Source organism: Pseudomonas citronellolis (genome assembly GCF_900112375.1).
Taxonomy (GTDB): Bacteria; Pseudomonadota; Gammaproteobacteria; order Pseudomonadales; family Pseudomonadaceae; genus Pseudomonas; species Pseudomonas citronellolis.
In genome coordinates, this window is record NZ_FOLS01000001.1 from 268,822 (window position 1) to 293,143 (window position 24,322).

General features: G+C 67.9%; 24 protein-coding genes. 15 read left to right on the plus strand and 9 right to left on the minus strand.

The window, feature by feature from the left end; all coding sequences use genetic code 11:
* Positions 1–33 precede the first annotated feature (33 nt).
* Both rapA and uspN read left to right on the plus strand, forming a co-directional pair.
* Positions 34–2,889 (plus strand): RNA polymerase-associated protein RapA, encoded by a 2,856-nt coding sequence (gene rapA, locus BM060_RS01220; protein ID WP_174672423.1) that lies wholly within the window; start codon positions 34–36, stop codon positions 2,887–2,889.
* An 848-nt stretch (positions 2,890–3,737) separates the two neighbouring features.
* Positions 3,738–4,187, plus strand: a complete 450-nt coding sequence (gene uspN, locus BM060_RS01225; protein WP_009620619.1) for a universal stress protein UspN — start codon at positions 3,738–3,740, stop codon at positions 4,185–4,187.
* A 165-nt stretch (positions 4,188–4,352) separates the two neighbouring features.
* On the opposite strand, the gene BM060_RS01230 is transcribed toward uspN, so the two are convergent.
* The 3 genes from BM060_RS01230 to BM060_RS01240 all read right to left on the minus strand — a co-directional run bounded on the left by BM060_RS01230 (position 4,353) and on the right by BM060_RS01240 (position 7,839).
* Entirely contained in the window at positions 4,353–6,017 is a 1,665-nt protein-coding gene (locus BM060_RS01230; protein WP_074976559.1) for a phosphoethanolamine transferase, read from the minus strand.
* A gap of 131 nt (positions 6,018–6,148) precedes the next feature.
* Complete coding sequence (locus BM060_RS01235; protein ID WP_074976561.1) at positions 6,149–6,940, minus strand: hydroxypyruvate isomerase family protein; 792 nt, start codon at positions 6,938–6,940, stop codon at positions 6,149–6,151.
* A gap of 11 nt (positions 6,941–6,951) precedes the next feature.
* Positions 6,952–7,839: an NAD(P)-dependent oxidoreductase gene (locus tag BM060_RS01240; RefSeq protein WP_074976563.1), complete on the minus strand. Its 888-nt coding sequence runs from the start codon at positions 7,837–7,839 to the stop codon at positions 6,952–6,954.
* 169 nt (positions 7,840–8,008) lie between these two features.
* On the opposite strand from BM060_RS01240, the gene BM060_RS01245 reads away from it, so the two are divergent.
* The 4 genes from BM060_RS01245 to phnE are packed head-to-tail and all read left to right on the plus strand — an operon-like array spanning position 8,009 to position 11,260.
* Positions 8,009–8,866 carry a putative selenate ABC transporter substrate-binding protein gene (locus BM060_RS01245; RefSeq protein WP_074976565.1) on the plus strand — a complete coding sequence of 286 codons (858 nt, stop codon included), beginning with the start codon at positions 8,009–8,011 and terminating at the stop codon, positions 8,864–8,866.
* A complete protein-coding gene (locus BM060_RS01250; protein ID WP_074976567.1) occupies positions 8,863–9,666 on the plus strand; it encodes a phosphonate ABC transporter ATP-binding protein in 804 nt (267 codons plus the stop codon). The genes BM060_RS01245 and BM060_RS01250 overlap by 4 nt, the downstream gene beginning before the upstream one ends.
* On the plus strand, positions 9,660–10,481 hold the full coding sequence (locus tag BM060_RS01255; protein WP_074976570.1) for a PhnE/PtxC family ABC transporter permease: 822 nt from the start codon (positions 9,660–9,662) through the stop codon (positions 10,479–10,481). Before BM060_RS01250 ends, BM060_RS01255 begins: the two co-directional genes overlap by 7 nt.
* Positions 10,478–11,260, plus strand: a complete 783-nt coding sequence (phnE, locus tag BM060_RS01260; RefSeq protein ID WP_074976573.1) for a phosphonate ABC transporter, permease protein PhnE — start codon at positions 10,478–10,480, stop codon at positions 11,258–11,260. The genes BM060_RS01255 and phnE overlap by 4 nt, the downstream gene beginning before the upstream one ends.
* Before the next feature lie 786 nt (positions 11,261–12,046).
* Here phnE and BM060_RS01265 read toward each other — a convergent pair.
* Together BM060_RS01265 and BM060_RS01270 are read right to left on the minus strand one after the other, a co-directional pair.
* Positions 12,047–12,412, minus strand: a complete 366-nt coding sequence (locus BM060_RS01265) for a DUF5064 family protein (RefSeq protein ID WP_074976575.1) — start codon at positions 12,410–12,412, stop codon at positions 12,047–12,049.
* 65 nt (positions 12,413–12,477) lie between these two features.
* A complete protein-coding gene (locus tag BM060_RS01270) occupies positions 12,478–12,795 on the minus strand; it encodes a DUF2288 domain-containing protein (RefSeq protein ID WP_074976809.1) in 318 nt (105 codons plus the stop codon).
* Between the two features lie 301 nt (positions 12,796–13,096).
* On the opposite strand from BM060_RS01270, the gene BM060_RS01275 reads away from it, so the two are divergent.
* The 7 genes from BM060_RS01275 (at position 13,097) to vapC (ending at position 18,753) form a co-directional block, all read left to right on the plus strand.
* Positions 13,097–14,218, plus strand: a complete 1,122-nt coding sequence (locus BM060_RS01275) for a branched-chain amino acid ABC transporter substrate-binding protein (protein ID WP_074976577.1) — start codon at positions 13,097–13,099, stop codon at positions 14,216–14,218.
* A 119-nt stretch (positions 14,219–14,337) separates the two neighbouring features.
* On the plus strand, positions 14,338–15,258 hold the full coding sequence (gene livH, locus BM060_RS01280; protein ID WP_074976578.1) for a high-affinity branched-chain amino acid ABC transporter permease LivH: 921 nt from the start codon (positions 14,338–14,340) through the stop codon (positions 15,256–15,258).
* Positions 15,255–16,508, plus strand: coding sequence for a high-affinity branched-chain amino acid ABC transporter permease LivM (locus BM060_RS01285; protein ID WP_074976580.1), 1,254 nt, complete (start codon positions 15,255–15,257; stop codon positions 16,506–16,508). Before livH ends, BM060_RS01285 begins: the two co-directional genes overlap by 4 nt.
* A complete protein-coding gene (livG, locus tag BM060_RS01290) occupies positions 16,505–17,272 on the plus strand; it encodes a high-affinity branched-chain amino acid ABC transporter ATP-binding protein LivG (protein WP_074976582.1) in 768 nt (255 codons plus the stop codon). The genes BM060_RS01285 and livG overlap by 4 nt, the downstream gene beginning before the upstream one ends.
* Positions 17,273–17,275: 3 nt before the next feature.
* Positions 17,276–17,977 (plus strand): ATP-binding cassette domain-containing protein, encoded by a 702-nt coding sequence (locus BM060_RS01295; protein ID WP_009620638.1) that lies wholly within the window; start codon positions 17,276–17,278, stop codon positions 17,975–17,977.
* A 132-nt stretch (positions 17,978–18,109) separates the two neighbouring features.
* Positions 18,110–18,340 (plus strand): type II toxin-antitoxin system VapB family antitoxin, encoded by a 231-nt coding sequence (vapB, locus tag BM060_RS01300; RefSeq protein ID WP_009620639.1) that lies wholly within the window; start codon positions 18,110–18,112, stop codon positions 18,338–18,340.
* Positions 18,340–18,753: a type II toxin-antitoxin system tRNA(fMet)-specific endonuclease VapC gene (gene vapC / locus BM060_RS01305; protein ID WP_074976585.1), complete on the plus strand. Its 414-nt coding sequence runs from the start codon at positions 18,340–18,342 to the stop codon at positions 18,751–18,753. Before vapB ends, vapC begins: the two co-directional genes overlap by 1 nt.
* A 456-nt stretch (positions 18,754–19,209) precedes the next feature.
* Here vapC and BM060_RS01310 read toward each other — a convergent pair whose 3' ends face one another.
* Both BM060_RS01310 and BM060_RS01315 read right to left on the minus strand, forming a co-directional pair.
* Entirely contained in the window at positions 19,210–19,899 is a 690-nt protein-coding gene (locus tag BM060_RS01310; RefSeq protein ID WP_074976587.1) for a GntR family transcriptional regulator, read from the minus strand.
* Between the two features lie 64 nt (positions 19,900–19,963).
* Positions 19,964–20,698, minus strand: a complete 735-nt coding sequence (locus tag BM060_RS01315) for an SDR family NAD(P)-dependent oxidoreductase (protein WP_009620642.1) — start codon at positions 20,696–20,698, stop codon at positions 19,964–19,966.
* A gap of 152 nt (positions 20,699–20,850) precedes the next feature.
* Between BM060_RS01315 and BM060_RS01320 the strand changes: the two genes are divergently transcribed.
* A complete protein-coding gene (locus BM060_RS01320) occupies positions 20,851–21,915 on the plus strand; it encodes a phosphotransferase (protein WP_074976589.1) in 1,065 nt (354 codons plus the stop codon).
* On the plus strand, positions 21,912–23,234 hold the full coding sequence (locus BM060_RS01325) for an aspartate aminotransferase family protein (RefSeq protein ID WP_074976592.1): 1,323 nt from the start codon (positions 21,912–21,914) through the stop codon (positions 23,232–23,234). The genes BM060_RS01320 and BM060_RS01325 overlap by 4 nt, the downstream gene beginning before the upstream one ends.
* 13 nt (positions 23,235–23,247) lie before the next feature.
* Here the strand turns inward: BM060_RS01325 and BM060_RS01330 are convergent, their stop codons facing one another.
* Both BM060_RS01330 and BM060_RS01335 read right to left on the minus strand, forming a co-directional pair.
* Positions 23,248–23,706, minus strand: coding sequence for a sn-glycerol-3-phosphate transporter (locus BM060_RS01330; protein WP_074976594.1), 459 nt, complete (start codon positions 23,704–23,706; stop codon positions 23,248–23,250).
* Positions 23,707–23,730: 24 nt separating this feature from the next.
* Positions 23,731–24,213, minus strand: a complete 483-nt coding sequence (locus BM060_RS01335) for an outer membrane lipoprotein (protein WP_074976596.1) — start codon at positions 24,211–24,213, stop codon at positions 23,731–23,733.
* Positions 24,214–24,322: the final 109 nt, after the last annotated feature.

Sequence of the window (24,322 nt, forward strand, 5' to 3'; positions counted from 1 at the left end):
TGTTCCGTTACCATAGCCGGCTTTTTGCGGGAGGTGTCCATGGCGCAGTATCAACCGGGTCAACGCTGGATCAGCGACAGTGAAGCAGAATTGGGGCTGGGCACCATCCTGGCGCTCGACGGACGGCTGCTCACCGTGCTCTATCCGGCCACCGGGGATACCCGCCAGTACGCCGAACGCAACGCCCCGCTGACCCGCGTGCGCTTCGCCCCGGGCGACGAGGTGACGCACTTCGAAGGCTGGAAGATGACCGTCCGCGAGGTCGAGGAGGTCGACGGCCTGCTGGTCTACCACGGCATCAACTCGCATAACGACGCCAAGATACTCCCGGAAACCCAGCTGTCCAACTTCATCCAGTTCCGCCTGGCCAGCGACCGCCTGTTCGCCGGGCAGATCGACCCCATGCCCTGGTTCGCCCTGCGCTACCACACCCTGGAACACCGCACCCGCCTGCTGCAATCCTCGCTCTGGGGCCTGGGCGGCGCCCGCGCCCAGCCCATCGCGCACCAGTTGCACATCGCCCGCGAGGTCGCCGACCGCATCGCCCCGCGCGTCCTGCTGGCCGACGAAGTGGGCCTGGGCAAGACCATCGAGGCCGGCCTGGTGATCCATCGCCAGCTGCTCTCCGGGCGCGCCAGCCGCGTGCTGATCCTGGTGCCGGAGAACCTGCAGCACCAGTGGCTGGTGGAAATGCGCCGGCGCTTCAACCTGGAAGTGGCGCTGTTCGACCGCGAGCGCTTCGCCGAAAGCGACGCCAGCAACCCCTTCGAGGACAGCCAGCTGGCCCTGGTGGCCCTGGAGTGGATCCGCGCCGACGAGCGCGCCCAGGACGCCCTGTGCGCCGCCGGCTGGGACCTGCTGGTGGTCGACGAGGCCCACCACCTGGTCTGGCATCCGGAGCAGGCCAGCCGCGAGTACCAGCTGGTGGAAACCCTGGCACAGATCATCCCCGGCGTGCTGCTGCTCACCGCCACCCCGGAACAGCTGGGCCTGGACAGCCACTTCGCGCGCCTGCGCCTGCTCGACCCGGACCGCTTCCATGACCTGGAGGCTTTCCGCCGCGAGAGCAGCCAGTACCGCCCGGTCGCCGAGGCGGTGCAGGAACTGATCGACCACGGCCGCCTGTCCCCCACCGCGCGCGAGGCCATCCACGGCTTCCTCGGCGCAGCCGGCGACGAACTGCTGGCCAGCGTCGAGGGGGGCGATGACGATGCCCGCGCGCGCCTGGTCCGCGAGCTGCTGGACCGCCACGGCACCGGCCGCGTGCTGTTCCGCAACACCCGCGCCGCGGTGCAGGGCTTCCCCGAGCGACAGCTGCACAGCTACCCGCTGCCCAACCCGGTGGAATACATGGAGCTGCCGGTCGGCGAGCACCCGGACCTGTACCCGGAGGTGAGCTTCCAGGCGCAAGTCGACGACAACACCGACGAGAACGCCCGCTGGTGGCGCTTCGACCCCCGCGTGGAATGGCTGATCGACACCCTGAAGATGCTCAAGCAGTTCAAGGTGCTGGTGATCTGCGCCCACGCCGAGACCGCCCTGGACCTGGAAGACGCCCTGCGCCTGCGCTCGGGCATCCCGGCCACGGTGTTCCACGAGGGCATGAGCATCCTCGAGCGCGACCGCGCCGCGGCCTACTTCGCCGACGAGGAATTCGGCGCCCAGGTGCTGATCTGCTCGGAAATCGGCAGCGAGGGCCGCAACTTCCAGTTCGCCCACCACCTGGTGCTGTTCGACCTGCCGGCCCACCCGGACCAGTTGGAACAGCGCATCGGCCGCCTGGACCGCATCGGCCAGCGGCACACCATCCAGATCCACGTGCCGCACCTGGAGAACAGCCCGCAGGAACGCCTGTTCCAGTGGTACCACCAGGCGCTCAACGCCTTCCTCGCCACCTGCCCCACCGGCAACGCCCTGCAGCACCGCTACGGCCCGCGTCTGGTGGAACTGCTCGAAGGCAGCGACGACGATGCCTTCGCCGCCCTGCTCGAAGAAGGCCAGGCCGCGCGCCTGGCCCTGGAAGCGGAAATGCACAGCGGCCGCGACCGCCTGCTGGAGCTGAATTCCGGCGGCGCCGGCGAGGGCGAGGCGCTGGTGGAAGAGATCGAGGAACAGGACGACCAGTTCGCCCTGCCGATCTACATGGAGAAGCTGTTCGACACCTACGGCATCGACAGCGAGGACCACTCCGAGAACGCGCTGATCCTCAAGCCCAGCGAGAAGATGCTCGACGCCAGCTTCCCCCTGGGCGACGACGAGGGCGTGACCGTCACCTACGACCGCGCCCAGGCCCTGGCCCGCGAGGACATGCAGTTCCTCACCTGGGAGCACCCCATGGTGCAGGGCGGCATGGACCTGGTGCTGTCCGGCTCGCTGGGCAACACCTCGGTGGCGATCATCAAGAACAAGGCGCTCAAGCCCGGCACCGTGCTGCTGGAGATGCTCTTCGTCAGCGAGGCGGTGGCCCCGCGCAAGCTGCAGCTGGGCCGCTTCCTGCCGCCGGTGGCGCTGCGCTGCCTGCTCGACGCCAACGGCAACGACCTGGCCACCCGGGTGGCCTTCGAGACGCTGCACGAGCAGCTGGAAAGCGTACCGCGCGCCAGCGCCAACAAGTTCGTCCAGGCCCAGCGCGACGTGCTGGCCAAGCAGTTCGCCATCGGCGAGGCCAAGATCGCCCCGCGCCACGCCGAACGCGTGGAGAAGGCCCGCCAGCAACTGGTGGCGAGCCTGGACGAGGAACTGGCGCGTCTGACCGCGCTCAGGCAGGTCAACCCCAGCGTGCGCGACAGCGAGCTGGAAGCCCTGCGCACCCAGCGCGACGAGAGCGTTGCCCTGCTGGACAAGGCCTCGCTGCGCCTGGAGGCGATCCGCGTACTGGTCGCCGGCTGAACCGCGCCACATCAAAGAGGCCGCCCCGGGAAACCGCGGCGGCCTTTTTCATGCCTGCCCAATTGGCGTCCCCCCGTAGGAGCGGACCTTGTCCGCGATAGCCGGACGATCCGGCGCGATTCGCGGATGAGATCCGCTCCTACGCTGCCCCACCCTCGCCATTCCCATGTAGGAGCGCGCCCTGCGCGCGAAATCGCGGGCAGGGCCCGCTCCTACAGGTTGCAGGGGAGCACAGCGTGCCTCCCCCGTAGGAGCGGACCTTGTCCGCGATAGCCGGACGATCCGGCGCGATTCGCGGATGAGATCCGCTCCTACGCTGCCCCACCCTCGCCATTCCCATGTAGGAGCGCGCCCTGCGCGCGAAATCGCGGGCAGGGCCCGCTCCTACAGGTTGCAGGGGAGCACAGCGTGCCTCCCCCGTAGGAGCGGACCTTGTCCGCGATAGCCGGACGATCCGGCGCGATTCGCGGATGAGATCCGCTCCTACGCTGCCCCACCCACACCATTCCCATGTAGGAGCGCGCCCTGCGCGCGAAATCGCGGGCAGGGCCCGCTCCTACAGGTTGCAGGGGAGCACAGCGTGCCTCCCCCGTAGGAGCGGACCTTGTCCGCGATAGCCGGACGATCCGGCGCGATTCGCGGATGAGATCCGCTCCTACGCTGCCCCACCCACACCATTCCCATGTAGGAGCGCGCCCTGCGCGCGAAACCGCGGACGAAGTCCGCTCGCGCGGAGCCCCTTCCGCCGGCACATCCGCCCTCACGGTCTACTATTGACGCTGCGCAAGGGAATCCACCCCGGGGAGAGCTAGAGTTTTCCCACCAAGCCACTCATTGAGGGATACATCATGTACGAGCGCATTCTGGTAGCAGTGGACGGCAGCCCGGTTTCCGACCGCGCGCTGGGCGAGGCGGTCAAGCTGGCGCAACTGACTGGCGGCGAGCTGCGCGTCATCACTATCGTCGACAGCCCGCTGCGCCATCTGCCCGACTATGCCGTGTACTACAACCCCGAGCCGCTGCGCGAGGCCGCGCTGAAGGCCGCCGACGACGTGCTGGCCAAGGCCCGCGAGCAGGTGGGCGACAAGGTCAAGGCGAAGTTCGACCGCGTCTGCCAGGAACGCGCCAGCGAGGAAGTCGCCGAGCGCATCGAACTGGAGGCCGAGGATGCCAAGGCCGACGTGATCGTCATGGGCACCCACGGCCGCCGCGGCGTGCGCCGGCTGATGCTGGGCAGCGTGGCCGAGGGCCTGCTGCGCGTCAGCAACCGCCCGGTGTTGCTGGTCCGCGATAAGTAACGGCAACCCACGAAACAAAAAAGGCCGTGCGGGTCACCCCGCACGGCCTTTTTTTCGCCTGGAGCCCCCCTGTAGGAGCGAGCTTGCTCGCGAACGAGCCCCGCTGCGGACTCTGTTCGCGAGCAAGCTCGCTCCTACGAAAAGCGGAAGGCTACGGCATCGGCGTCATTCGCCCGCCGCCACCGCGTTGCCGCGGCAGGAATGGAAGATGTCCAGGCCCGGCTGGTACAGGCTGGTGCGCACGTCCAGCAGGCCGAGCACCGAGTGGAACAGGTTGTCGTGGCTCAGGTCCTGCTCGTCGCGCTTGCCGGCCAGGCAGCCGCGGTCGATGCCCAGGTCGCGCAGGGTCGAGGGGCCGAACCACATCACCATGGGCACGTGGACCTGCGCCGCCGGGGCGATGGCGTAGGGCGCGGCGTGCAGGTACACGCCGTTCTCGCCCAGCGACTCGCCGTGGTCGGAGACGTAGAGCATCGAGGTGTCGTATCGGTCGCTGTTCTTGTTCAGCAGCTCGATGACCTTCGACAGGAAGAAGTCGGTGTAGAGGATGGTGTTGTCGTAGACGTTCACCAGCTCGTCCTTCGAGCAACTGCCCAGCTGGTTGGTGCGGCACACCGGCTTGAAGCGCTCCATGTCCGCCGGGTAGCGGTCGTAGTACTCCGGGCCGTGGCTGCCGTCGGCGTGCAGGACGATGATGGCGTTGTCCTTCAGGCCGTCGATGTATGCCTGCAGGTCCTGCAGCAGGGCCTCGTCCAGGCAGCGGTTGCCGTCGCAGAATGGGCCGGGCTGGTTCTTCGGGATGTCGCGGTGCGGCACGCGCAGGCAGGTGCCCTTGCAGTCGCTGTTGTTGTCCAGCCAGATCACCTGCAGGCCGGCGCGCTGCAGCACGTCCAGCAGGCTCTCGTAGGTCTTGCCCTTCTTGTCGCTGTAGTCCTCGCGGGGGAACTTGGAGAACATGCAGGGCACCGACACCGCGGTGGAGGTGCCGCAGGAATGCACCTGGGTGAAGTTGAGGATGTCCAGCTTCGCCAGTTCCGGGTTGGTCTGCCGGGCGTAGCCGTTGAGCGAGAAGTGGTCGGCCCGCGCGGTCTCGCCGACGACGAAGACGAACAGCGACTTCTTCGCCCGCTGCGAGGCCTTGGCGCTCTGCACCGCGTCCTCGCCGATCTTCTGTACCACCAGCTCGGCCTTCTTGATGCCCAGGCGCTGCTTGCCGTACTTGGTCACGGCGTAGATGTAGTTGGTCGGGTTGATGAAGTGGGTCAGCTTGTCTTCCTCGCGGAAGATGGGCGCGTAGGTGGAATAGAAGCCGCCCACCATCACCGCCACCGCGGCCACGCAGGCGAACACCACCAGCACCTTGTTCAGCAGCCCGCGCAGGAACGGCTTGTAGGCCACCGGCAGCGCCCAGACCAGCGCCGAGGGCAGCGCCCCGAGCAGCAGCAGGTAGGCCACCAGCCTGCCGCTGAACAGCGCCTCGGCCTCGCCCGGGTTGGTCTCGAAGACGTTCTGCACCATCACCGTGTCGATGGCGATGCCGTAGCTGTTCATGAAGTAGGCGGCCGCCGCCGAGCACAACGCCACCAGGGTCAGCGCCGGCTTTAACAGCGGGCGGAACGACACCAGGGTCAGCAGCAGCGTGAAAGCAGCCCAGAGGAAGACGCCGAAGGACGCGAAGAAGGCGATGCGGTACGCCCCCTGCAACGGTACCAGGCCGTCCAGGGCCTTCCAGGTGGCGAGGTTGTAGAACAGCACCAGGGCCAGGGAAAACAGCAGTACCAGGCGGTTGGAACTGATCGTGGGTAACAGGTGGCGGTTGTCCTCGGACATCGAGGCACTCCTTGACTGGGCGCAGCGGAAGAACGGCATCGCCCACCGTCACGGCGGGCGCGCCGAATCTACTGATCAGTTAGTCAAAAAAGTGTCAAATTTGCCACTGAATCGATACAACGTTTGTCGGCTCAGGCCGATTGCAGACGCTCCCGCCACGTCGGCAGCCAGCCCAGGCCGGCGCTGGTGGCGCCAACCGGGCGATATTCGGCGCCCAGCCAGCCGGCGTAGCCCTGGGCCCGCAAGGCCGCCAGCGCCGGTCCGAAGTCCAGTTCGCCGCTGCCCGGCTCACCGCGCCCGGGGGCGTCGGCGAACTGCACGTGGCCGATATGCCCTTGCAGCTGGCGCACGCAGTCGGCCAGGTCCAGGCCCATGCGCGCCATGTGGTAGAAGTCCAGCTGTGCCGCCAGGTTCGGGTGGCCGACGCGCGCCAGCATGTCCAGCAGATGCTGCGGGGTGTTGAGCAGGAAGCCGGGCATGTCGTGCAGGTTGATCGCCTCCATCAGCACCGCAATGCCGCGCTCGGCGAAGGCCTCGGCGGTCTGCCGCAGGTGTTCGGCCAGCAGCGCCAGCGCCTGCTCGCGTTCGACGCCCTCGGCCAGGCGCCCGGCCAGCACGTTGATCTTCTGCGGCCGCAGCACCTCGGCGTACTCCAGGGCCTGGCGCAGCCCGGCGGCGAACTGCGCCTCGCGCCCCGGCACCGCGGCCAGCCCGGCGCCGCCCTGCATCAGGTCGCCGGCCGGCAGGTTGAACAGCACCAGCGGCATGCCACTGCGTTGCAGCTCGGCCTGCAATGCCGCGGCCGGCACCTCGTAGGGAAACTGGATCTCCACCCCGGCGAAACCGGCCTCGGCGGCGGCGCGCACGCGCTCGATCAGCGGCAGCTCGGTGAACAACAGGGACAGGTTGGCGCAGATCGGCATGGCGGCATTCCTCAATCGCGGGGTTGGCGGTACTGCTCGACCAGGGTGGCCGGGTCGTGCGCCAGGTGGCCCTGGCTGCCGTGCAGGCGCATCAGCTGCGCGGCCAGGCCGCTCATGGGCGTGGCCGAACCCTGCTCGCGGGACAGCTTCACCGCGGTGTCCAGGTCCTTGAGCAGGGTGCGCACGTGCCACTTGATGGGTTCGAAGCGGCTCTCGGCCATCTGCGGGGCGAGGATCTGCAGCGGCCTGGAATCGGCGAAACCGCCGGCCAGAGCCGGGGCGATCAGGCTGGCGTCGACCCCTGCGCTCTCCGCCAGAGCCACCACTTCGGCGATCACCAGGGCGTTGCAGGCGACAATCATCTGGTTGCACACCTTGGTCACCTGGCCGGCGCCGACCTCGCCCATGCGCGTCAGGCGCTGGCCGAGGTGGGCGAGAACGGGGCGGACGCGCTCGATGTCCTCCACCCGGCCGCCGGCCATGATCGCCAGGCTGCCGGCCTCGGCGCCCGGCGTGCCGCCGGAAACCGGCGCATCGATCCAGCGCATGCCGCTGCGCGCCTCCAGCTCGGCGGCCATCTCGCGGGTGGCGGCCGGTTCCAGGCTGGAGAAGTCCACCAGCAATTGCCCCGGTTTCGCCCCTTCGACGATGCCGCCGGGACCGAACACCACCTCGCGCACGGCGGCGGTGTCGGCCAGACACAGCATGACGATCTCGGCATCCGCGCACAGCTGCGCGGGGCTCTGCACGGCGCGGGCGCCCTCCCCGGCCAGCAGCTCGCGCTTGGCGGCGGAGCGGTTCCACACGGTCAACGGGTAGCCGGCGGCCAGCAGGCGGCGGCTCATGGGCACGCCCATCAGGCCGAGGCCGGCGAAGGCGATGGAGGGCAAGGCAGACATGGATGGCTCCTGTCGGGCAAAATAGCGGGCACGGGGACGGCCATCTTAACCGTCCACCGCCGCCTTCGCCGAGCCTGCGAGCCCGCCGCCGTGGTCATTTCCACGCGCACCGGCAGACCGCCACTATACTTCCCAGGCTTTTTCCGCTATTGAACCGGAGACTGCTCCCATGCTGAAACGCACCCTGGCGCTCGCCGCCTGTTTTGCGCTGTCCCTTTCCGCCAGCTTCACCCAAGCCGAAACCCTGAAGGAACTGAAGGTCTCGGCGATCCCCGACGAAGCCCCCACCGAGCTGCTGCGCAAGTTCAAGCCGCTGGGCGAATACCTGCAGGAACGCCTGGGCATGCCGGTGAAGTTCATCCCGGTGTCCGACTATGCCGGCGTGGTCGAGGCCCTGGCCGCCGACCGCCTGGACATGGCCTGGCTGGGCGGCTTCACCTTCGTCCAGGCGCGGCTGAAGACCGGCAACGCCATCCCCCTGGTGCAGCGCGAGCAGGACCAGCAGTTCACCAGCAAATTCATCAGCGCCGACCCGCACGTGAAGTCGCTGCAGGACCTCAAGGGCAAGACCTTCGCCTTCGGCTCGGTGTCCTCCACCTCCGGCAGCCTGATGCCGCGCTACTTCATGCAGAAGGACGGCATCGTCCCCGAGCAGTTCTTCTCCCGCGTGGCCTACTCCGGCGCCCACGACGCCACCGTGGCCTGGGTCCAGGCCGGCAAGGTGGACGCCGGCGTGCTCAACGCCTCGGTGTGGCAGAAGCTGGTGGACGCCGGCAAGGTCGACACCGACAAGGTGAAGGTCTTCGCCACCACCCCGACCTACTACGACTACAACTGGACGGTGCGCGGCAACCTCGACCCGGCCCTGGCCGAGAAGATCAAGCAGGCCTTCCTCGACCTCGACCCGAGCAAGCCGCGCGACAAGGCCATCCTCGACCTGCAGGCGGCCAGCCGCTTCATCGAGACCAAGCCCGAGAACTACAAGGGCATCGAGGAGTCGGCCCGCGCCGCCGGCCTGTTGAAGTGAGCCTGCGCCTGACCGGCGTGGAGCACCAGCACGCCAACGGCCAGCGCGCCCTCGCCGGCATCGACCTGAACGTCGAGGCCGGCGAGCGGGTGGCGATCATCGGCCCCTCGGGCGCCGGCAAGACCACCCTGTTGCGCGTGCTGGCCACCGCGCTGAAACCCAGCCACGGCGAGATCGAACTGCTCGGCAGCCAGCCCTGGCGCCTGGGCGCCCGGGCCCGCCAGCGCCTGCGCGCGCGCATCGGCCTGATCCACCAGGCGCCGCCGCTGCCGCCGCGCCAGCGGGTGGTCAACGCCGTGCTGGCCGGGCGCCTCGGCCAGTGGCCGCTGTGGAAGAGCCTGGCCAGCCTGCTCTACCCGCTGGACATCGACGGCGCCCGCGAGGCCCTGCGCAGCCTGGACCTGGCCGACAAACTGTTCCAGCGCTGCGACCAGCTTTCCGGCGGCCAGCTGCAGCGCGTCGGCATCGCCCGTGCGCTGTACCAGCAGCCGCAGCTGCTGCTGGCCGACGAGCCGGTCTCGGCGATGGACCCGGTGCTCGCCGGGCACACCCTCGACCTGCTCACCCGCGAGGCCGCCAACCGTGGCCTGACGCTGCTGGCCAGCCTGCATGCGGTGGACCTGGCGCTGGCGCACTTCCCGCGCATCGTCGGCATCCGCGACGGGCGCATCGTCTTCGACAAGCCGGCCGCCAGCGTCAGCCCGGACGACCTGCAGCAGCTCTACGCCAACGAGCAACTGAGCCTGGATGCTCCGGCGCCGGTCGAGCCCCTGCACGTGGTGCAGATCCCGCGATGCTGAAACCCCGCGACCCCGCCGCCCTGCCGCGGCTGCTGCTGACCGTCCTGGCGCTGCTGTTGCTGTGGCCCGGCCTGCGCCTGAGCGAACTGGACATCCCCGGCCTGTTCACTGGCGACAACGCGCGCACCATGGCCGGCTTCCTCGCCGGCTTCTGGCCGCCGGCCCACGACGCCGAATTCCTCGCCATTCTCGGCCGCGCCACCCTGGAAACCTTGGCCATCGCCACCGCCGGCATGGCCCTGGCCTGGCTCATCGCCTTCCCCGCGGCGCTGCTGGCCACCCGCGCGCTGTCGCTGTCCGCCCTGCCCCGCGGCGGCCTGCCGGCCTGGTGGGCGCGGGCCCTGCGCTGGCCGGTGCGGCTGCTGCTGATCGTGCTGCGCAGCATCCCGGAGATCGTCTGGGCGCTGCTGTTCGTCCGCGCCGTCGGCCTGGGCCCCACAGCCGGCGTCATGGCCATCGCCATCACCTACGGCGGCATGCTCGGCAAGGTCTACGCGGAAATCTTCGAATCGGTGGACCCGCGCCCCACCCGCGCGCTGCTGCTGGGCGGCGGCTCGCGCCTGGGCGCCTTCGCCTACGGACTGCTACCCCAGGCGGCCAGCGAGATGATCTCCTACACCGTGTACCGCTGGGAGTGTGCCATCCGCGCCTCGGTGGTCATGGGCTTCGTCGGCGCCGGTGGGCTCGGCCAGCAGGTCGACCTGTCGCTGCGCATGTTCGCCGGCGGCGAGGTGGCCAGCATCCTGCTGACCTTCCTGCTGCTGGTGCTGGGCGCCGACCAGCTCAGCCGCTTCCTGCGCCGGTGGCTGGAATGAACCGAGCCCGCGCCGGACTGTTGCGCGCCATCGGCTGGAGCCTGGCGATCCTCCTCGCAGTGGTGGCCTCCTTCGTCTACCTGCAAGTCGACAGCGACGGCCTGCTCAGCGGCGAAGGCCTGCGGCAGATGCTCGGCTACGCCGGCGACTTCTTCCCGCCGGACCTGTCCGCCACGCACCTGAGCGCGGTGGGCCGCGGCGCCCTGGAAACCCTGGCCATGTCGGCCCTGGGCACATTGCTCGCGGCCGTGTTGGGGATGCTCTTCGCGCTACCGGCCGCCGGCCGCTTCGGCGCCGCCGCGCAGAGCCTGGCGCGCTTCGTCCTCAACGCCCTGCGCGCGGTGCCGGAACTGGTGTGGGGCGCGCTCATGGTGCTGGCCGCGGGCCTGGGCCCCAACGCCGGCACCCTGGCCCTGGCCCTGCACACCGGCGGCGTGCTCGGCCGGCTGTTCGCCGAAGCCCTGGAAAACACCCCGGCCGAACCCGCCGAGGCCCTGCGCCTGGGCGGCAGCGGGCGGGTCGCGGCCTTCGCCTACGGCACCCTGCCGGCGGTCTGGCCGCAACTGGTGGCCTACATCCTCTACCGCTGGGAGAACAACATCCGCATGGCCAGCGTGCTCGGCTTCGTCGGCGCCGGCGGCCTGGGACAGATGCTCTACTTCAGCCTCAGCCTGTTCCAGCAGGCCCAGGCGGCCACGGTGATCCTCGCCATGCTGGTGCTGGTGCTGGGCGTCGACAGCCTAAGCGCCTGGGCGCGGCAGCGGTGGGTCAGTGCCTGAGGGCATAGGGCGGAACACCGGAGCCGAACAACAATGGCGGATAACGCCGTACGGATTTCCAGAGAACTTTGGGTGCTGGGTTCAAGAGCGCCCTCACCCCAGCCCTCTCCCGCAAGCGGGAGAGGGGGCTGTTCGGAGTGAGGGGAGAATCCTGAGTCATCCTGATACGCCCAACCCCCACCTCGTCATTCCCGCGAACGCGGGAATCCAGTGGCTGCCGGGTTCGCGAGCAAGCTCGCTCCTACGAAAAGCAAAAGCAAAAGCGCGTTTGCTCTTGGATTTCCAGAGAAACATCCGCGCGCACCAGAACGCCCCTTCAGAAGGCCGAGCGAAACCCGCGCGCAGGAGGTCATGCGACATGGATGTCGCGAGAGCCCCGCGGGCTACAGGGACGTACCCTCGGGGCGGGCCTCCGTGGCGGGGGAATTCGCGAGGGTAGCCCGGCTTCATCGGGCCCGTATGCGGGGCAAGCCTTTTTGGTTCCTTTTTGCGGGGGTGGCCTTCCACCGTTTGACAAAAGGGACTCGCCCGAGGGGGCGAAACGAGAGACATCAACGCACTCGGTGCGGCGCGCTACACCGAGCCCAACCCCCAAAAGTCTCTGGGTTCCCGCGTTCGCGGGAATGACGGGGTGGAGATCGGAGCACAGAGCCGAGGTCCCCCGCTCCGCAAACCAAGCCATAGCCCACCCCATATGAAAAATGCCGTTTCCCCCAGCCAGAGAAACGGCATCCTCTTTTAAGTAAACAACATCACGGCGCCCGCCGGGCTTCCGCGTATCAGAGCTCACTCACCGCCGTGGAGCACCTTGTCCAGGTCCACCGGATCCCCGGGATGGGTTCCCAGCTTGACGCGGATGTCCTCGAACATCGCATCGTATTCCTTGTGGATGCGCACGATCGGCCCGAAGCGCGGGTGCAGGCCATGCTTCTGCGCAATGCGGGTAGCATCGCTGGCGAAGTTGAAGGCCTGGTCCTTCGGCATGTCGAACTCTTCCTTGAAGGCATTACCGTCGATGCTGCCGTCCATGGTGAAGTGGACATAGGCACCCTTCTCGGCGTCGTGGCGAATCTCGTAGTACAGGTGGATATCCAGCGCCTGCTGGTCAAGGCCCGGCAGGGCGTGGAGATGCAGGTGACCAGGCTCGAACATGACGTGACTCCTTGCAGTGGTCCCGCAAGTCTAGCTCGCCTGCGGGCAACGCAAGCCGCCCCGGGTCAATGCAGGCGGTTTTTTTCCGCACGCTCCTGCACCAGCACCCAGGGCGCCACCACCACCGCCCACAGCTGCGGGTCGCGTTCGAGGAAGTCGCGGGCGCGGGCCTCGTCGACCCGCGCCAGGTCGCCGCTGGCCAGCCAGGCAGCGACCTTCTGGCGGTCGTCCTCGGCCACGGCCTGCGCGGCCTCCACCAGGTCCACGGCCTCGCCCACCAGCAGCAGGGCGCCGCGGGCGAAGAACGGCTGCAGCTCCTGCCAGGAAATCATCGCGGTCTCGCCGAGCAGCTTGGCATAGAGGGTGCTAGTTTGTTCAGTCATGGTGCTCACCGGGAAATCAGGCGGCGCCATGATACCGCCCGGTCGGCGCCAGGCAAGTTTCCCGGGAGCCGCGGGGGCGGATGGGACCAAAGGAGGGTACTGGCACAACGCCGTTTTTCTATACGTTTATTGCGACTTTGCGACATGGGGCGAAACGCCCCGCCGCCAGCGGCTTTTCAAGCGGCGAAGCGGCACTCTACACTGTACCGGTACAGTTGCCGGCGGCTTCCCCCGGGCGCAAAGCCCGTCGAACCGCGGCCACGAACCACAAGAACGAAAACACAAGAAAGAGTGGAGCATTATGAAAAAGGGTACCCAACGTCTTTCCAAACTGTTGACCGCCATGGCCCTGGCCGGCGTCGCCAGCTATTCGATGGCCGCCGATACCATCAAGATCGCCCTGGCCGGTCCGGTGACCGGTGCGGTCGCCCAGTACGGGGAGATGGAGTTCGTCGGCGCCAAGATGGCCATCGAGCAGATCAACAAGGCCGGCGGCGTCGACGGCAAGCAGCTCGAAGGCGTGGTCTACGATGACGCCTGCGATCCGAAGCAGGCCGTGGCGGTCGCCAACAAGATCGTCAACGACGGCGTCAAGTTCGTCGTCGGCCACCTGTGCTCCAGCTCCACTCAGCCGGCCTCGGACATCTACGAGGACGAAGGCATCCTGATGATCTCCCCGGCCTCCACCAGCCCGGACATCACCAGCCGCGGCTACAAGCTGATCTTCCGCACCATCGGCCTGGACAACATGCAGGGCCCGACCGCCGGCAAGTTCATCGCCGAGCACGTCAAGCCGAAGATCGTCGCGGTCATCCACGACAAGCAGCAGTACGGCGAAGGCATCGCCACCGCGGTCAAGAAGACTCTGGAAGACGCCGGCGTGAAAGTCGCCCTGTTCGAAGGCATCAACGCCGGCGACAAGGACTTCTCCTCGCTGATCGCCAAGCTCAAGCAGGCCAAGGTCGACTTCGTCTACTACGGCGGCTACCACCCGGAACTGGGCCTGCTGCTGCGCCAGACTTCCGAGAAAGGCCTGAAAGTCGGCTTCATGGGCCCGGAAGGCGTCGGCAACAAGGAAATCTCCGCCATCGCAGGCCCCGCTTCCGAAGGCCTGTACGTGACCCTGCCGAAGTCCTTCGACCAGGATCCGAAGAACCAGGCCCTGGTCGCCGCCTTCAAGGCCAAGAACCAGGACCCGAGCGGCCCGTTCGTGTTCCCGGCCTACGCCGCCGTGCAGGTCATCGCCGACAGCATCAAGAAAGCCGGCAGCGAAGACACCGAAAAGGTCGCCGCCGCCCTGCGCAGCAACACCTTCGATACGCCCACCGGTGCCCTGGCCTTCGACGAGAAGGGCGACCTGAAGAACTTCAACTTCGTGGTCTACCAGTGGCACAAGGACGGCACCAAGACCGAAGTCAAATAAGGTCTGCCGCCTGAGGTCCAGAGCCCACTGCACCCGCAGTGGGCTTTGTTTATTCCGCGTATTCCGGGGGTCCGTCGCGCCACAAGCGCCGCTTCACGCGACGCCCGAGGAGTTAGGTGATGCCTGAGCTCTATCACTACCTGCAACAGCTGGTCAACGGCCTTACCGTTGGCAGCACCTATGCCCTGATCGCCATCGGCTACACCATGGTCTACGGCATCATCGGCATGATCAACTTCGCCCATGGCGAGGTTTACATGATCGGCTCGTACGTAGCCTTCATCGTGATCACCGGCCTGGCCATGATGGGGATCGTCAGCCTGCCGATCGTCATCTTCTGCACCTTCGCCGCTGCCATCATCGTCACCAGCGCCTATGGCTACAGCATCGAACGGATCGCCTACCGCCCGCTACGCGGCAGCAACCGGCTGATCCCGCTGATCTCGGCCATCGGCATGTCGATCTTCCTGCAGAACGAGGTCCTGCTCGCCCAGGACTCCAAGGACAAGGCCATCCCCAACCTGCTGCCGGGGAACTTCGTCTTCGGCGATCCCAGCTACGGGGTGACCGTCTCGTACATGCAGGTGCTGATCTTCATCGTCACCCTGCTGGCCATGTACGGCCTCAGCCTGTTCATCTCCCGTTCCCGCCTGGGCCGCGCCTGCCGCGCCTGCGCCGAGGACATCAAGATGGCCAACCTGCTGGGAATCAACACCAACAACATCATCGCCCTGACCTTCGTCATCGGCGCCAGCCTCGCGGCCGTGGCCGCGGTCCTGCTGGGCCTGCAGTACGGCGTGATCAACCCGAACATCGGCTTCCTCGCCGGCATCAAGGCGTTCACCGCCGCGGTGCTCGGTGGCATCGGCAGCATTCCGGGCGCCATGCTCGGCGGCCTGGTGCTGGGCGTCGCCGAAGCCTTCGGCGCCGACGTGTTCGGCGACCAGTACAAGGACGTGGTGGCCTTCAGCCTGCTGGTCCTGGTGCTGCTGTTCCGCCCCACCGGTCTGCTCGGTCGTCCGGAGGTGGAGAAGGTATGAACAAGCGACTCAAGACGGCTTTCTTCAGCGCCCTGCTGGTGCTGGCGGTGGCCTACCCGATCCTCGGCCTGAAACTCAGCGTCATCGGCATCGGCCTGCAGCTGGAAGGCGTCAGCCCCAGCACCCTGTGGACCATCGCCGCGTGCGCCGTGGCCATGTTCGTCTGGCAGCTGGTGCGCGACCGCTTCAGCTTCAGCCGTGGCCGTACCCTGCACCTGGGCGAGAACAACTTCCTGTACCGCTCGCTGACGCAGCCCTCGGTGCAGCGCAAGGTGATCATCGTGATGATCCTGGTCGCCCTGGCCTGGCCCTTCTGGGGCTCGCGCGGGGCGGTGGACATCGCCACCCTGGTGCTGATCTACGTGCTGCTGGGCCTGGGCCTGAATATCGTGGTGGGCCTCGCCGGCCTGCTCGACCTCGGCTACGTCGGCTTCTACGCCGTGGGCGCCTACAGCTACGCGCTGCTCTCGCACTACTACGGCCTGGGCTTCTGGACCTGCCTGCCGATCGCCGGGGCGATGGCCGCGCTGTTCGGCTTCCTGCTCGGTTTCCCGGTGCTGCGCCTGCGCGGCGACTACCTGGCGATCGTGACCCTGGGCTTCGGCGAGATCATCCGCGTCCTGCTGCGCAACCTCACCGGCCTGACCGGCGGCCCCAACGGCATCAGCAACATCGAGAAGCCGAGCCTGCTCGGCCTGACCTTCGAGCGCCGCGCCCCCGAGGGCATGCAGACCTTCCACGAGTTCTTCGGCATCGCCTACAACTCGAACTACAAGGTCGTGTTCCTCTACCTGGTGGCGCTGCTGCTGGTGCTGCTGGTGCTGTTCGTCATCAACCGCCTGCTGCGCATGCCCCTGGGCCGCGCCTGGGAAGCGCTGCGCGAGGACGAGATCGCCTGCCGCGCGCTGGGCCTGAACCCGACCATGATCAAGCTCTCGGCCTTCACCCTCGGCGCCTGCTTCGCCGGGTTCGCCGGCAGCTTCTTCGCCGCGCGCCAGGGCCTGGTGACCCCGGAGTCGTTCACCTTCATCGAGTCGGCCACCATCCTCGCCATCGTCGTCCTCGGCGGCATGGGCTCGCAGCTGGGCGTGATCCTCGCCGCCGTGGTGATGATCCTGCTGCCCGAACTGATGCGCGAGTTCAGCGAATACCGCATGTTGATGTTCGGCGCCATCATGGTGCTGATGATGATCTGGCGTCCGCAGGGCCTGCTGCCGATGCAGCGCCCGCACCTGGAGTTGCGTAAATGAGTCGACCGATTCTTGAAGTATCCGGCCTGACCATGCGCTTCGGTGGCCTGCTGGCCGTCAACAGCGTCGCGCTCAAGGTCGAGGAAAAGCAGGTGGTCTCGATGATCGGCCCCAACGGCGCCGGCAAGACCACCGTGTTCAACTGCCTGACCGGCTTCTACCAGCCCACCGGCGGGCAGATCCTGCTGCGCGGCGAGCCGATCCAGGGCCTGCCGGGCCACAAGATCGCCCACCGCGGCGTGGTGCGCACCTTCCAGAACGTCCGCCTGTTCAAGGAAATGACCGCGGTGGAGAACCTGCTGGTGGCCCAGCACCGGCACATCAACACCAACTTCTTCGCCGGCCTGCTGAAGACCCCCGGGTTCCGCCGCGCCGAGGCCGAGGCGCTGGACTACGCGGCGCACTGGCTGGAAGTGGTCAACCTCAAGGACGTCGCCAACCGCCCGGCCGGCACCCTGGCCTACGGCCAGCAGCGCCGCCTGGAGATCGCCCGCTGCATGATGACGCGCCCGCAGATCCTCATGCTCGACGAGCCGGCCGCCGGCCTCAACCCGCGCGAGACCGAGGACCTCAAGGCGCTGATCGCCATGCTGCGCGCCGAGCACGGCGTGACCGTGCTGCTGATCGAGCACGACATGAAGCTGGTGATGAGCATTTCCGACCACATCTACGTGATCAACCAGGGCACGCCCCTGGCCGACGGTACCCCGGAGCAGATCCGCGACAACCCGGACGTGATCAAAGCCTATCTGGGGGAGGCCTGAGCCATGCTGAAGTTCGACAAGGTCTCCACCTTCTACGGCAAGATCCAGGCCCTGCACGAGGTCAGCCTGGAAGTGCAGCAGGGCGAGATCGTCACCCTGATCGGCGCCAACGGCGCCGGCAAGTCGACCCTGCTGATGACCCTCTGCGGCTCGCCGCGGGCGGCCTCCGGCAGCATCAAGTACCTCGGCGAGGAACTGGTCGGCCAGGAGTCTTCGCACATCATGCGCAAGAGCATCGCGGTGGTCCCCGAAGGCCGCCGGGTGTTCGCCCGCCTGACCGTCGAGGAAAACCTGGCCATGGGCGGTTTCTTCACCAGCAAGGGCGACTACCAGGAGCAGATGGACCGCGTCCTGGGCCTGTTCCCGCGCCTGAAGGAACGCTTCAGCCAGCGCGGCGGCACCATGTCCGGCGGCGAGCAGCAGATGCTCGCCATCGGCCGCGCGCTGATGAGCAAGCCCAAGCTACTGCTGCTCGACGAACCGTCCCTGGGCCTGGCGCCGATCATCATCCAGCAGATCTTCGACATCATCGAACAGCTGCGCAGCGAAGGCGTGACCGTCTTCCTCGTCGAGCAGAACGCCAACCAGGCGCTGAAGCTCGCCGACCGCGGCTACGTACTGGAGAACGGCCACATCGTGATGCAGGACACCGGCGCCAACCTGCTGGTCAATCCCAAGGTGCGCGACGCCTACCTGGGTGGTTGAGCCTCTTGCGGCAAAAGGAAACGGCCCTTCGGGGCCGTTTTTCTTTGGCTCTCCAGCAATGTATATCCCATTGACATATCCCTCACCATCCTTACCATGAAGCCTCCCCTTTCCCCATCCCGGAGGCCGAGCATGGAACAAGGCGCCGTATTCCAGAGCAACCGCAGCCAGGCCGTGCGCCTGCCCAAGGCCGTCGCGCTGCCTGAAGACGTGAAGCGCGTAGACGTCGTGGCCATCGGCCGAACCCGCATCCTCACCCCGGCCGGAGAGAGCTGGGACAGCTGGTTCGACGGCGAGAACGTCAGCGCCGACTTCATGAGCGAGCGCGAGCAACCGGCGGAACAGGAACGCGAGGGGTTCTGATGCTGAAGTTCATGCTCGATACCAACATCTGCATCTTCACCATCAAGAACAAGCCGCAAGTCGTTCGCGAGGCCTTCAACCAGCACCATGGGCAGTTGGCGATCAGTTCGGTGACGCTGATGGAACTGATATACGGCGCCGAGAAGTCCTCCATGCCGGAACACAACCTGGGCATCGTCGAAGGTTTCGCCGCCCGCCTGGAAGTGCTCGACTACGACGGCAACGCGGCGGCCCACACCGGACAACTGCGCGCCGAGCTGGCGCGAATCGGCAAGCCCATCGGCCCCTACGACCAGATGATCGCCGGGCACGCCCGTTCCCGCGGGCTGATCCTGGTCAGCAATAACCTGCGCGAATTCGAGCGGGTGCCGGGGCTGCGCCTGGAGGACTGGACCGTAGCCCCATCGCCTTAGGTGCCGCTGCGGAATCTGTTCGCGAGCATGCTCGCTCCTACGAAAAGCCGTGCACGCCTGTAGCGTAGGAGCAGGCCCTGCCTGCGAATCGCGCGCAGGGCGCGCTCCTACATTGGACTGCGCCCTCTGCAGACCTGCGAAAACGGCAGGATGAAACCTCCCTCCCCGATCGCACGGACAGCCCCCTCTCCCGCTTGCGGGAGAGGGTTGGGGAGAGGGAGCGGCGTCAATCCGAAACACAGTTGCCGCCGGTAAACACCGTTCGCGAGTAGGAGCGCGCCCTGCGCGCGAAATCGCGGGCAGGGCCCGCTCCTACATTGGCATGGCATGGCGGATAGCCGCAGGAATGCACGGTCGTAGGAGCGGACCTTGTCCGCGATAGCCGGAACCACCGGCGCGATTCGCGGATGAGATCCGCTCCTACGCTGCCCCACCCGCGCCATTCCCATGAGGGATTCAACCCGCCGCCCGCGCCTCGTCCTCTTCGCGCTGGGCGAGGAACTCCAGCATCTTCTGGCTGCCATCGGTGAGGTCGGCGCAGATGGCTGCGCGCGCCGCGGCGCCATCGCCTTTCTGCAGCGCGTGCAGCACTTCCCAGTGGTGCTCCACCGCCATGCGTTCGTTGAAGCTGCCGTAGGTCCGCGCGATCAGCGGCCCGGTGCGCATCCACAGGCTGTCGAGGAAGCCCTTGAGCAGCGGCATGCCGGCGATCTCGGCGAGGGCGAAGTGGAAGGCCTGGTTGAGCTTGAGCGCCGCCACCAGGTCGTCGGCGTGGATGGCCGCGAGGTTGTCGCGGATGTTCTTCTCCAGCATCGCCAGTTGCGCGGGCGTGACGCGGCCGGCCGCGGTCTCGGCGGCCAGGCCCTCCAGGGCCACGCGGATGCTGCGGATTTCCAGGTACTGCTCGCGGCTCAGCACCGGCACGCGGATGTCCCTTGGCGTGCGCAGCACCAGGGCCTGCTCCTTGGCCAGTTGCAGGATGGCGTCGCGCACCGGCGTCACGCTGGTGCCCAGCTGCTGCGCCAGGTCGCGGATGCGCAGGCGGTCGTCGGGCTGGAAGCGTCCGGTGATCAGCGCCTCGCGCAGCAACGCGTAGACGCCGCTGCCCAGGTAGGCGTGGTTGAGGCCGTCGATGGGATAGTTCATGGGCTCCTCGTGCTATTCCGGGCGCGATGATGCGGCGGTCGCCGGCGAATTGCCAGCCACCCGCTCAGACGTGCTGGCCGCCATTGACGTGGATTTCCGCGCCGTTCACGTACGAAGCCCCCTGGGTGCACAGGAAGTGGATCAGCGAGGCCACCTCCTCCGGCTTGCCCAGGCGGTGCATGGGGATGTCGCGCTCGACGATCAGTTCGGTGCCCGACGACAGGATCGAGGTATCGATTTCCCCCGGCGCGATGGCGTTCACCCGCACGCCGTGGCGGCCGAAGTCGTAGGCCATCTCGCGGGTCAGCGCCGCCAGCGCGGCCTTGGACGAGGCGTAGGCGACGCCGGCGAAAGGGTGCACCCGCGAGCCGGCGATGGAGGTGACGTTGATGATGCTGCCCTGGGCCGCCTTCAGCTCCTCGAACAGCCCGCGGGCCAGCAGCGCGGTGGAGAACAGGTTGACGTTGAACACCTTCAGCCAGGTGCCGTAGTCGCTCTCCAGCACGCCCATGCGCTGGCCTTCCGGGCCCTTGGGCGAAATGCCGGCGTTGTTCACCAGGGCGTCCAGTCGGCCGCCGAGCTTCTCGCGGATGGCTGGCAGGGCGGCCTCGACGCTGGCGATGTCCTCGAGGTCCAGGTGGATGTGGTTGAGCAGCCCCTCGGCCCAGGGGCATTCGGCCACCCAGTCCTGGCGCGAGGCGGTGAACACCCGCCAGCCGGCGGCGTTGAAGTGCTTCACGGTGGCGTGGCCGATGCCGCGGCTGGCGCCGGTGAGCAGCAGGGTCCTGGGTTCGCTCATGTGCGTGTCCATCCATTCGGGCTTGCGGAGTGCGTTCGATAATGACGCAATCGGCCGTCGAATAAAATATGATGCATCATATTTTCTTTATGCTTTAATGGCCGCCAGCCCCACAAGAACGACAAGCACGACAAGAACCGGAGTCCCCGCGCATGCCGCTGACCGCCCTCGCCCACGATCCCCTGCTGGAAGCCGCGCCCGCCCAGGTCACGCCGGACCAGGCCGCGGCCATCGCCCGCGACTGCTTCGGCCTGGAAGGCCCGCTGCAACGCCTGGCCGGGGAGCGCGACCTGAACTTCCAGATCGGCGCCCACGACAGCGCCAGCCGCCTGCTCAAGCTGTCCCACCCGCTGGAGGACCCACAGGTGGTGGACTTCCACAACCGCGCCCTGCTGCGCGTCCAGCAGGCCGACCCGAACCTGCCGGTGCAGCGCGTCTACCCGGCCCTCGACGGCCAGTACCAGACCTGGGTGGAAGTGGACGGCCAGCGCATGCTGGCGCGGCTGATGTCCTTCGTCGAAGGCCTGCCGCTGCACCGCGTGCCCCAGCGCTCGACGGCGCTGCGGCGCAACCTGGGCGAAGCCCTGGCGCGCCTGGACCTGGCCCTGCACGGCTACCAGCACCCGGCCTCCGGCCACGAACTGCTCTGGGACCTGCAGCACGCCCAGCGCCTGCGCCCGCTGCTGCGGCACATCGACGACGGCGAGCTGCGCGGCCTGGTCGAGCGCGCCCTGGACAACTTCGAGGAACACGCCCTGCCGCGCCTGCCGACGCTGCGCGCCCAGGTGATCCACAACGACCTCAACCCGCACAACGTGATAGTCGACGCCGCGCACCCCGAGCGGCTGCGCAACATCCTCGACTTCGGCGACATGGTCCATGCCCCGCTGGTCAACGACCTCGGCGTGGCCGCCGCCTACCAGCTGGGCAGCGAGGGCGACGTGCTGACCCCGGCCCTGGAATTCATCGCCGCCTATCACGCGCGCAACCCGCTGCTGGAAGCCGAGCAGGACATCCTCTGCAACCTCATGGCCACCCGCCTGGTGCTCACCCTGGGCATCACCGCCTGGCGCGCCAGCCTGCACCCGGAGAACCGCGACTACATCCTGCGCAACGCCCGCCAGGCCCGCGCCAGCCTGCAGGGCCTGGCCGGGCTGTCCCGATCCGAGGCGCGCGAACGCATCGCCCGCGCCTGCCACGAGGAGTCCCCCGCATGACCATGACCAATGGCTACAGCCCGGCCGACGCCGAGCGCCTGAGCGACAAGGAACGCAGCCTGATCGAGCGCCGCGAGCGCCTGCTCGGCCCGGCCTACCGGCTGTTCTACGAGCGCCCGCTGCACACGGTGCGCGGCGAGGGCGTGTGGCTCTACGACGAGCGGGGCCGGCGCTACCTCGACGCCTACAACAACGTCGCCTCGGTCGGCCACTGCCACCCGCGGGTGGTCGAGGCCATCGCCCGCCAGGCGGCGGTGCTGAACACCCATACGCGCTACCTGCAGGAAGGCATCCTCGACTACGCCGAGGACCTGCTGTCCACCTTCCCCGCAGAACTCGGCCAGGTGATGTTCACCTGCACCGGCAGCGAGGCCAACGACCTGGCCCTGCGCATCGCCCGCCACCACACCGGCGGCAGCGGGGTGATCGTCACCCGCTTCGCCTACCACGGCGTCACCGGCGACATTTCCGAACTCTCGCCGGCGCTGGGCAGCGGCATCACCCTGCCCGCCCACGCGCGCACCGTGCGCGCGCCGGACGCCTACCGCCTAGGCGCGGAGAACGTCGCCCGCCTGCTCGCCGAGGACGTGCGCGCAGCCATCGCCGACCTGCGCGCCAATGGCATCAAGCCCGCCGCGCTGCTGGTGGACGGCATCTTCGCCAGCGACGGCGTGTTCGCAGGCCCCACCGGCGTCCTCGCCGAGGCGGTGGCCGCGGCCCGCAGCGAAGGCCTGCTCTACATCGCCGACGAAGTGCAAAGCGGCTTCGCCCGTACCGGCGAACGCATGTGGGGCTTCCAGCGCCACGGTGTGCAGCCGGACCTGGTCACCCTGGGCAAGCCCATGGGCAACGGCCAGCCGATCGCCGGCGTGGTGGCGCGCCCCGAGGTGCTGGAAAGCTTCGGCCGCAGCGTGCGCTACTTCAACACCTTCGGCGGCAACCCGGTGAGCTGCGCCGCCGGCCAGGCGGTACTCGACGTGATCCGCGACGAAGGCCTGCAACAACGTTCGGAACGGCTCGGCAACTACCTGCGCGAAGGCTTCCAGCGCCTGGCCCAGCGCCACGAGCTGATCGGCGACGTGCGCGGCGCCGGGCTGTTCCTCGGCGTGGAGCTGGTCGCCTACCGCGCCAGCAAGGCCCCGGCCGCCGCGCAGACGCGCCGGGTGGTCAACGCCATGCGCGAGCGCGGCGTGCTGATCAGCGCCGCCGGCCCGCAGGAGAACATCCTCAAGATCCGCCCGCTGCTGGCCTTCGAGCAGGAGCACGCCGACCTGCTGATCGACACCCTGGACGCCGCCCTGGCCGAAACCGCCGGCTGAGCGGGGTGCGCCGTTACAGGTTCACGCCCAGGTTGATCATCCCGGCCGAGTTGCCCAGTACCACGAACTCACTGGCGAAACGGCCGACCTGGGCGCCGACCGAGGGGATGACGGCCGGCGCCACGCCGTAGCGGTTGAGCGGGATCTTGTCGCGGTACTTGCCGTGGTAGCCCTGGATGGCGCCGCCGGTGACCTTGAAGTAGAACGGCGAGTCATCCAGGTCGAAACGCTTGCCGGCGTAGACGTAGTTGGAGCGCTGGCGGAACGAATTGCGGAAGGTCGCGCCGCCCCACACCCAGCCATCGGCGCGGTTGCGCTCGACGCCGATCAGGTCCTGGTGATTGTTGTGTTGCGGGTCGTGGTTCCAGTGCCGGGTGAACACGCTGGTCTGCAGGTACCAGGAATCGCCCTCGCCGGCCCAGGCGACGGGTGCCGCCAGCAGCGCCACCAGCAGGATCAGTGCCTTGTTCATGACGGTGCCTCCTGCACGGCGGCCTCAGAGCGTCACGCGGCTGGCGCCGTTGACACTCATGATGCGGACGCGGTCGCCAACGCGGAAACGCTGGCCGGCATCCACCGCCTGGACGTAGGCGCGGGACATGCCGTCGTCCTCGCGGACCACGATTTCCACGCCCTGGGTACGCGTCAGGCCCTCTTCCACCGCCGAGCCGGCGGCACCCCCAGCGACGCCACCGAGGACGGTGGCGATGGCGGCACCACGGCCACCCCCGATGCCGCTGCCGGCGATACCGCCAACGGCGGCACCGGCCAGGGTGCCGATCGGCGTCCTGGTGCCTTCGATCTGCACCGCGCGCAGGGATTCGATGGTGCCCATGCGCACGCTCTGCACCGCGCGGGCATCGGCGCGGGAATAGCTGCTGCCGGACAGGTTCGAGGCACAGCCGGACAGCACCAGGGCGCTGCCGACGAAGGCGGCGAGCAGCAGGGAGCGGGAGGCTTTCGGGGTCGGGGTTTTCATGCTCGGGTCCTCGCGGACGGTCACTAAGGGAATGGACAAAGCCTATTCCCTCGTCACTGAACACCCCCTGAACTCCAGCTGAACCCGCACTGAACGAAGCTGAACGAAG